This window comes from Sphingomonas asaccharolytica NBRC 15499 (assembly GCF_001598355.1).
Lineage (GTDB): Bacteria > Pseudomonadota > Alphaproteobacteria > Sphingomonadales > Sphingomonadaceae > Sphingomonas > Sphingomonas asaccharolytica.
The window spans coordinates 1-9280 of sequence record NZ_BCYU01000117.1 but is presented as its reverse complement, the minus strand read 5'-3'; the positions used below and the strand labels follow the sequence as shown (position 1 = coordinate 9280).

Below are 9280 nucleotides of genomic sequence, written 5' to 3'. Positions count from 1 at the left end.
CGGGCGCGCGCGCGGCGCAGCCGGTAATCTGGCGTCCGGCGCTCAGTCGCTCGGCGGTAATGCGTCGGGCAGCGGCAGCGCCGCCGGCGCGGGCACGCTGTCCGGACTTGGCGGCGCGGCATCGGGCACGGGCAATCTGGCCCTGGCCGGCAGCGGCGCGGCGAATGCGGGCGCTTTCCCGGTGAACCCCGGGATGGCCGTCACTGACGCCAAGGGGCGTACGATCGGGACCGTTCAGTCGGTGCGCTCGACCGCTCGCGGCACGGTACAAAGCGTGCTGGTCCGTGTCGGCAAGAAGACGGCGGATCTGCCGGCCGCGAACTTCTCGGGCTCAGGCAGCGCGCTGGTTTCGGCAATGGGCAAGGGCGACGTCAAGGACGCCGCCCAATAACCGACTGGTACGGGTCGCACCCCCCCCGGATAGCACGCGGCCCGCATCCCGACGGCGCGTCCGGCATCGAGCCGGGCGCGCCGTTTCCCTGGTCGGCCGGCTGCGGCGCTCAAGGTCGGTCGGGATGACGGGATAATATCCGGTGCGGTGCCGTCAGTCTGATGCGAACCAGCCTCGATTCACATCGAACCAAAGTCGCTAGTCACTGAGCAACGCCGCATTGCCCCATGTTACAACTGTAGGCGCCTTGTTCTTGCCGGGTTTGCCGCGCGCCACCAGCTCGACAATCTTCGCGCCGGCAATGTTGGCGCTCAGGACCTGCGCCGCTTGACCGAAACGCGCCGGCTTGGACGTCGCCAGGAGTTTGCCGTCTCCAAAGACGAAGAAAGTCACGGCGTCGTTCGTATCGAACGTCGAATCATCGACGCCGACTTCCGCGACGAAACGGCGGAATTGACCACCGGCCCTGACTTCGAATCGTGAATTGGCGAGAACGCCCAGCCCCGTCCGATACATGTTGCCATCGATACGCAACGCCTGCCGATAGGGTGTGGCATCGGCCTGCGCGCCGCCCCATCCGGTGTAGGCGGGCGGCTCACCGATGTCGGTCGTGCTGCCCCAAGGATTGATCATGCGATGGATCGTGGGATCTGGCTGGGGAATAACCACGCCGTCGACAGCCGGATTCACGCGTCCGGGCATTTCCGACAGATAGAGGCCGTCGGCGAGCGTGCGCGTGCCGGCGGCGTCGAAGATAAGTGTCTGGCGCGGATCGAGATGCACCTTCGTTTCGCCGGAAAAGGCAGGCAGGGTCGCGCCGGTCCACAGGTCCTTGAGCGTAACCGGCGCCGCCGCCGCGAACTTCATATGGCTCGCCGTCAACGTCACGTCAGCCGGAGCAAGTCCGCGGTTGAAGATCGCCACCGCTTTGTGGCCGTTACGCAGCGTCTTGACCAGGATCTGAACGTCGTCCGTGTCATAGGCGAGCACCGCCTGATTGCCCGCCGGATCCTGATCGACGGCGATGATGTTGCTGTTGCCAAGGATGTCCATCAACGGCCGCGGCGCGTTCCTCAGGTCGTAACCGATCAGCAGCGGCGCCGACAGCATCGCCCACAGCGCAAAGTGCGACTTCGCCTCCGACAAATGGCGCTCGTCGAAGTCGCCGTGACCGACGAAGAGCATGTCGGGATCGTTCCAGGAGCCCGGATGCGCATAAAGCGGCCGGTCGGCGGCGCTGTCGAAATTGGCCAGCATCCGCGTCCAGCTGGGTGTGATGTCGTCGCTCGTTCGCGACAGATTGCCGACGTCCTTGGCCCAGGCGCGGACATCGGCGGAGCCCCACGCACAGATCGACAAGACATAATCGCCATCCGGGTTTGCCCGGCGCAGCGCGTTGGCGACCTTCTGGTAGAGCTCGCGGACGGCCTGGATATCGGTGCGGCGAATTTCCTGCACGTCGATCAGCGGACCAAGCGCGCGGTACTGCCCCGATTTGACGCGCTCGCTGTCCGGCCCAAAGGCGCGGATGCCGCAAGCATCGACCTTGATGTAATCGAACGCCCAGTCCTTGAAGTAGAGATCAATGTCTTGGTCGATATGGCCGTACAGTCCGACTTCGCGCTCGGCGACCGTGCCCTCGGGCAGGTTCGGGGCGTTTGGTGCGAAGGCCTGTGAACAGTTATTGGCGCCGATATCCGAATAGATTCCGGCCTTCAGGCCCATGGCATGAATATTATCCGTAAACGGCTTGAAGCTGGTCTGGTCGCGGCCGCCGACCGCGGCGGATGGAAAAATCGAGGTGCGCACAACCATCCGACCGTCCGCGGACCGGCGCTTCAGCCACCAACCGTCATCGATGTTGATGTAACGATAGCCCTTCGCGGCCAAGCCGCTGTCAATTATCGCCTTGGCGGAATCGAGCACCTTTGCTTCGGTAACGTCGGTGTGGAAGGCGTTCCACGAATTCCATCCCATGGGCGGCGTCGCCGCTTGATCTGCTGCCACCGCGGTCCAGCGACCGGTCGGCGCCAGCGGGTCGTTCGAGGCATAGGCTCCGCTGCCGCAACATAGTGAAAAGGCGAGGCCGCCGAAAAGCGCCTTGGGAAATCGCGTCATTATGCCTCCCGATTTTTTTGCTAGTTTTTGAATCTGTTGAAGCCGACCCTAGTCGAACAACTTTTGCTCACGGGCAAAATCAAGGAACAGCGGCAACCACAGGCCATCGGGACTACCCGGCCGGGAGCGCACGCCAAAGCCGTGGCCGCCATGGGCGAACAGATGGGTCTCGACCGTGATCTTGGCCGCCACCATGGCGTCGCGCAGCCGCACCGTATTGGCAACGGGCACCGTGTCATCGTCCTCGGCATGCACCAGGAAGGTCGGCGCGGCGGTCGGCGCGACGTTGAGATCCGGCGACCACTTGCGGATCTGTGCGGCCGTCGGCGGACCGCCGAACAGCGAGGGTGCCGCGCCGCCATAGGCATAAGCGGGATCGACGCTTTGCACCGGATAGATCGGCGCGGTGAGCAGTGGCCGGGCGCTGAGCCGGTCCGTGGCGTCGACCGGAGCATAGAATGGCGCCGAATGTCGCGTGGCCAGGCTCGCTGTGAGGAAGCCGCCGGCGCTGAAACCCATGACGCCGACGCGTGCCGCGTCGAGACGGAAGCGCGCGGCGTTGGCGCGAATGACGCGCATCGCGCGCTGGGCGTCGGCAGGACCGACGCTCGCCGGATCGCTCCACCCGTCCTGAGCCAGACGGTAGAAGAGCACGAAACAGGTGATGCCGGCGCGGTTCAGGATGTCCGCGATGTAATAGCCTTCGTGCTCGAAATAGTTCCAGGCGAAGCCGCCCCCCGGAATGACCAGCATCGACGAGCCGTTGGGCTGGGCCGCGGGAAAGACGATCATATGGGGCTTTGAGATGCCCTTCATGCGCCGACTGCTATAGGCCGGATTGGACGAGGACTGTTCGACAAGCTCGGCCATGTCCGGATGCAAGGCGCCCGCCGGCGGATGCGGCCACAGCTCAATGACCTCGCGCGTGTTCGCCGAACCCGGCTGGGCCTGCGCCTGGGCCTGCACCTCGGCCGCCGCGCCCAGGCCGATTACCGATGCACCCGCCAGGGCCAGCTGGGATTTCACAAAATTGCGCCGCGAAAGGCTCATGGAAACATCCTCCCTTTGCTGTGGCCCTATACTATCGAGTCGCCCCGGAGCCACCGTTTATGATCATAGATTTTCATACTTGATAATACGGTGCTATTGCAGCCCGCAGGTGGCGAGGGCTTCAAAGTACGATTGGTGGTTGCCATACGGCGCATATTTGGCAAAATGATAGCGCTATCACAATTGGCTCGCCTTGATAACTGGGGTCGTGACAACAATTGAATTGGAGAGAAGCGGATGGGCGGTGGCGGTATTGCGGTTTTCGCGCGCCGTGTGGTGGCGATAGCGTTGCTCGCCGGTAGCGGGGCGGTCAACGCGAGGGAGATCCCGACAGGACTCGACGTGAATGGGCACCTTCAGGCGGTCTCGCCCAGGGATGGCCGCGCCTTCGCTTACCAACGCCTCGCCGATGGCCTGCAATTGCGCGTCAACGGTGTCACCAAGAACATCATCTTCTACGGCCCCGACACGGTCCGAGTGAACGCCAATCTGGGCGAGAATTACTGGACGGCGCCCAGCATCGTCGTTGTCACGAAGCCTCAGCCGGTTCCCTTCACCATCGCCGAGACGCCAGGCACCCTGACGATCATTGGTCAGAAGTTGCGGATCGAGGTGGACAAGGCGACCGGGGCTTTACGCTTCCTCGATCCGAAGGGACGGCTTTTCACTCAGGAAAAGGCGGAAGCGCCGCAGGAGCTTAAGAAGGTCACCATCGCGGGCGCCCCCAGCTATGAGGCGACCAACAGCTTCACTCTGCACCCGGACGAGGCGATCTACGGCTTTGGCTTCACCGGCGACGATACCAGCAACCGGCGCGGCAAGGACCTGCTCCTCGTCCAGACCAATGTCGGCATCATCATTCCCGTTATGATGTCGACCCGGCGCTACGGCATAATGTGGGACACCTATTCCCAGATGCGCTTCAAGGACGATGCCGGCGGCGCTTCCCTCTGGGCCGAAAGCGCGCCGGGAGGCGTCGATTACTACTTCATGGCGGGCAAGTCGCCGGACGACGTGGTCGCCGACTACCGTGCGCTCACCGGACAGGCGCCGATGTATCCAAAGCAGGCGTTCGGCCTGTTCATGAGCAAGGAGCGCTACAAGACGCAGGCGCAGTTGCTCGACGTCGCGCGTACCTTCCGCAAAGAGAAGTTCCCGCTCGATTACATCGTGCAGGATTGGCAATATTGGGGCTCGGACAAGGACGGCAGCTGGAGCGGGATGATATGGGACCCGACCCGCTATCCCGATCCGCGCGGGATGACTCGCCAGCTCCACGACATGAACCTGAAGCTGATGGTGTCGATCTGGCCGTCGATCGGCAACGACACCGCGCTCGCGCGTGAGCTGGACGCGCACCATCTCCGCTTCGAGCCGCTGCACTGGATCTCGAAGCGCGCGCGCGTCTACGACGCCTATAGCCCGCTCGGTCGGCAAATCTATTTCAAGTACATCAAGTCGGGCCTGCTCGACCAAGGCGTCGATGCACTGTGGATGGACGGCACCGAGGTCGAGGTGAGCAGCGCCATGTGGAACGCGGCCGACAATATCCGCGACACCAAGGCGCTCGGCTCAAACGTGCTCGGCGACTTCTCGCGCTATCTCAACCCCTATTCGTTGCTGACGACGCAGGGGACCTATGACGGCGAGCGCGCGACGAGCAACAAGCGCGTCTTCACGCTCACCCGATCGGCTTGGGCCGGCGCGCAGCGTACGGCCGCGGCGTCGTGGAGCGGTGACATCCCCTCGAGCTGGAAAACGCTCAAGCAACAGATCGCCGGCGGCGTCGACGTGACCGTGACGGGCAACCCCTATTGGACCAACGATACCGGCGGCTTTTTCGTCTCGGGCTTTCCCGGTGGCGAGCGGAATCCGGCCTGGCGAGAACTGTTCGCGCGATGGTTGCAGTTCGCGGCGTTCAACCCGATCATGCGCATTCACGGCACCGACGTCGAGCGCGAGCCCTGGCGTTTCAAGACGCTCGACCCGCAAGTCTATGCCTCGCTGCTCGACAGCACCCGCCTGCGCTATCGGCTGCTACCCTATATCTATGGCTTGAGCTGGAAGGTCACGTCGGCGGGTTATACGCTGATGCGGCCGCTGATGATGGACTTCCCCGACGATCGGGCGATCGACACGATCGACGACAGCTTCATGTTCGGGCCGTCGCTGCTCGTCCATCCCGTGACGCGCGCGATGTATCACATCCAGCCGCCGCCGGGAGCGACCGTGCCGACCGAGTATCTGCGCACGCCGGATGGCCAGCCGGGGCTTGCCGGCCAGTATTTTGAGGGCAAAGAATTCGAGACGCCGAAAGGCCGCGTCGTCGACGCCAAGATCGATCACAACTGGCCCGACCCGCCCCTAGCGGACATTCCCGGCGGCCTCACCAGCCTCAGCGACTTTTCGGTCCGCTGGCAAGGCACGCTGACCGCGCCCGAGGACGGCACCTACGAGCTTGGGCTCGAAGGCGACGACGGGTTCCGCCTGATCGTCGACGGCCAGACTTTAGTGTCGAGCTGGCAGACTGGGGCCGCGCGCTATGAGGGCGCCAAATTGTCCTTCCGCAAGGGGCAGCAGGTTGCCGTCACGATCGAGTATTTTCAGGGCGGCGGCGATCGTTCGCTGCGCTTCGGCTGGCGACTGCCTAGCGAGTTGAACGCGGCGGGAAACGCTACCCGTGCCCTCGACACCTCGGTCTCGACCTATCTGCCCAAGGGTTCCGACTGGTTCGATTTCTGGAACAACCGGCGTCTCTCCGGCGGGCGAACGGTCACGCGGGACGCGCCGCTCGACCTAGTGCCGCTATACGTCCGCGCCGGCTCGATCGTGCCGATGGGGCCGGAGGTGCAATATGCCACCGCCCAAGCCGACGCCCCTTATGAGGTGCGCATCTATCCGGGCGCCGATGCCCGGTTTACGGTTTATGAGGACGACAACGAGACCTACAATTACGAGAAGGGCCAGCGCGCGACCTATGATCTTGTCTGGAGCGACAAGGCCCGCACCTTGGCGGTCGCAGCGCGGCAGGGGGCATTTCCCGGCATGGTGAAGACGCGGAGGCTTGATGTCGTCCTCGTTGGAGCTGCCGGCCAGGGCGGGCTCGCGCCCGCAGCGGCCACCAAGCGAATCACATATGCAGGTCGCTCGACGGTGGTCCGTTTTTAATGCGGAAATGGCAGCGATTGATGCGGCGCTGCCAGCAGCCACTTCACAACGCTGCGACAGGAGAAGTGGGTCGGGATGACGCGCATCTTCGACTTGTCGGAATGCGGATAACGGGCACGGACTCACCCGAACGTGCCGCCCCGATAGCTGTCAGGCTAAAACGGACCTGTCGCTCGACTATGCAATTGATCTTTGAATGCCGCAGTTCTGCACCGAAAACGGTACTCAGGCCAGCCCGGCGAGGCGAAGTGCAGCCCGGCTGGCGGAGACGGAGGGATTCGAACCCTCGATACGGTTTCCCGTATGACGCTTTAGCAAAGCGTTGGTTTCAGCCACTCACCCACGTCTCCGGCTGCGGCAGAATGCGGGCCTATAGCGAGGGCTACCTACGTGATCAACCGGGGGTTTCGACTCTGACTGGCGCGGAATAGACTCGGACCGTCGCCGCGTTCATTGCCGGGCAATCTCCGCCGAGCTTAGCGTATGGCATGTATGGGTTGGGGTTGGGGGCGATGATGCGCCGTTTATTGACTATTCTGTCGTTGGCGATGCTGACGATCACCGGGCCGGTAGCCGCGCAGGTGACCACGATCGATCCCAACAAGGCGATCGATGGCGACCTGCAACGATCGCCGCCGCCACCGCCACAGCCCGCGCCATATACCCCGCCGCCCGCCAATCCGAGCGTGCCGGCCTATGACGAGGCGCCGCCGCCGCAGGACGAGACGGCCACTACCGCGACCACCCCGCCGCCGATTCCGCCGACCACCGGCCCGACTTATGGCGACGACGACGTGCTCGACGCGGCCGAAGGCGTGTTCGGCAAGGGTGCCAAGGGCCTGGCTGGGATCATCGAGAAGACTCTCAAGAATCAGGGCCGGCCCAACGCCTATATCGCCGGGCGCGAGGCATCGGGCGCGTTCGTCGTCGGGTTGCGTTACGGCTCGGGAACGCTCAGCCACAAGGTGGCGGGCGACCAGAAGATCTATTGGACCGGTCCGTCGGTCGGCTTCGACGTCGGCGGCGACGCCACCAAGGTGTTCGTGTTGGTATACAATCTCTACGACACCGAGGATCTCTACAAGCGCTTCCCCAGCGGCGAAGGTCGGCTCTATTTCGTCGGCGGTTTTTCGGCCACCTATCTCAGGCGCGGCAACATCGTGCTGATCCCGATTCGGCTCGGCGTCGGCTGGCGCGCCGGGGTCAATGCCGGCTACATGAAGTTCACCCACAAATCGAAGTGGATGCCGTTTTAAGGCCGAATGCGGCTGCGGGCGCCTCGCCCGCTGACTCGCATCGGCCCGGCCGGCGGCGCACAGCGCCGTCCGACGACGCGGGCTTTGCCCGCGTCGGGCTTCATCACCCGTAACTTGCTTTAACGACTTGGAGATGGGTCCCCGCTTCGCGGGGATGACGGGGAGAGCGCTACGCTGCGCCGCTCTCCACCAACCGCCAGCCCAGTGTCTCGCCGGCATGGAACGGTACCAGACCCGCCACCCGCGCCGGCACCTCGACCGCTACGCGCTCCAAGGTCACCGTCCCCTCGTTGAGCGGCAACCCGTAGAAACGCGGACCATGTTCCGAGGCGAAGCCCTCGAATTTGTCGAGCGCACCTTCCTCCCCGAACACAGTGGCGTAGCTTTCGAGCGCGAACGGCGCGTTGAAAATGCCGGCGCAGCCGCAATCCATTTCCTTGCGCTCGACCGCATGCGGCGCGCTGTCGGTGCCGAGGAAGAATTTGGGCGACCCCGACACCGCCGCCGCGCGTATCGCGAGGCGATGGCGCTCCCGCTTGATCACCGGCAGGCAATAAGCGTGCGGCCTCAGCCCGCCATCGAACAAAGCGTTGCGGTTGAGATGGAGGTGCTGCGGCGTGATCGTCGCGGCGACCAGCGGGCCGGCATCGGCGACGAACTCGGCGGCTTCGGCCGTAGTGATATGCTCGAGCACGATCTTGAGCCCGGGGAAATCGCGCACCAGCGGCGCCAGCGTGCGCTCGATGAACGCCGCCTCGCGGTCGAAAATGTCGACGTCGCGGTCGGTGACTTCGCCGTGGATCAGCAGCGGCATGCCGATGGTCTGCATCGTCTCGAGTACCGCACCCAGCGCGCGGATGTCGGTGACGCCGTGCGCCGAATTGGTCGTGGCATGCGCGGGGTAGAGTTTGCACGCAGTGAACGCGCCCGATTCGTGCCCGCGCGCGATTTCCGCCGGATCAGCGCCGTCGGTCAGATAGCAGGTCATCAGCGGGGTGAAGTCGCTCCCCGCCGGCAGGGCGGCGAGGATGCGCGCGCGATAGGCCTCGGCCGCGGCGGCCGTGGTAACCGGCGGGGTGAGATTGGGCATCACGATCGCGCGGGCGAACTGGTGTGCGGTGTACGCGACGACCGCCTCCAGCATCGCGCCATCGCGCAGATGGATATGCCAGTCGTCGGGGCGGCGGATGGTCAGGCGATCGGTCATGGCGATCGCCCTACAATCGTGCGCCGCGATCCGCCAGCATGGCTTGGATTCGACCGCATGCGCACCAGGGTCCGTACTCAATTACGGCGA

General features: G+C 64.3%; 5 protein-coding genes, 1 tRNA gene and 1 pseudogene. 3 read left to right on the top strand and 4 right to left on the bottom strand.

Annotated elements, in window-relative coordinates:
• A pseudogene (locus SAS01S_RS22905) lies at positions 1-391 on the top strand (hypothetical protein); the annotation flags it as partial.
• A 198-nt stretch (positions 392-589) separates the two neighbouring features.
• Here the strand turns inward: SAS01S_RS22905 and SAS01S_RS20415 are convergent.
• Together SAS01S_RS20415 and SAS01S_RS20410 are read right to left on the bottom strand one after the other, a co-directional pair.
• Positions 590-2509 carry an NPCBM/NEW2 domain-containing protein gene (locus SAS01S_RS20415; RefSeq protein ID WP_066812838.1) on the bottom strand — a complete coding sequence of 640 codons (1920 nt, stop codon included), beginning with the start codon at positions 2507-2509 and terminating at the stop codon, positions 590-592.
• A 48-nt stretch (positions 2510-2557) separates the two neighbouring features.
• Positions 2558-3613, bottom strand: coding sequence for an alpha/beta hydrolase (locus tag SAS01S_RS20410; protein WP_218016346.1), 1056 nt, complete (start codon positions 3611-3613; stop codon positions 2558-2560).
• A gap of 183 nt (positions 3614-3796) precedes the next feature.
• Between SAS01S_RS20410 and SAS01S_RS20405 the strand changes: the two genes are divergently transcribed.
• Positions 3797-6727, top strand: coding sequence for a glycoside hydrolase family 31 protein (locus SAS01S_RS20405; RefSeq protein ID WP_084239278.1), 2931 nt, complete (start codon positions 3797-3799; stop codon positions 6725-6727).
• Positions 6728-6987: 260 nt separating this feature from the next.
• On the opposite strand, the gene SAS01S_RS20400 is transcribed toward SAS01S_RS20405, so the two are convergent.
• Positions 6988-7077 (bottom strand) — tRNA-Ser (locus SAS01S_RS20400).
• Between the two features lie 162 nt (positions 7078-7239).
• On the opposite strand from SAS01S_RS20400, the gene SAS01S_RS20395 reads away from it, so the two are divergent.
• Positions 7240-7983, top strand: coding sequence for a DUF1134 domain-containing protein (locus SAS01S_RS20395; protein WP_439646850.1), 744 nt, complete (start codon positions 7240-7242; stop codon positions 7981-7983).
• A gap of 169 nt (positions 7984-8152) precedes the next feature.
• Here SAS01S_RS20395 and pyrC read toward each other — a convergent pair whose 3' ends face one another.
• Positions 8153-9190: a dihydroorotase gene (gene pyrC, locus SAS01S_RS20390; RefSeq protein WP_066812833.1), complete on the bottom strand. Its 1038-nt coding sequence runs from the start codon at positions 9188-9190 to the stop codon at positions 8153-8155.
• Positions 9191-9280 lie beyond the last annotated feature (90 nt).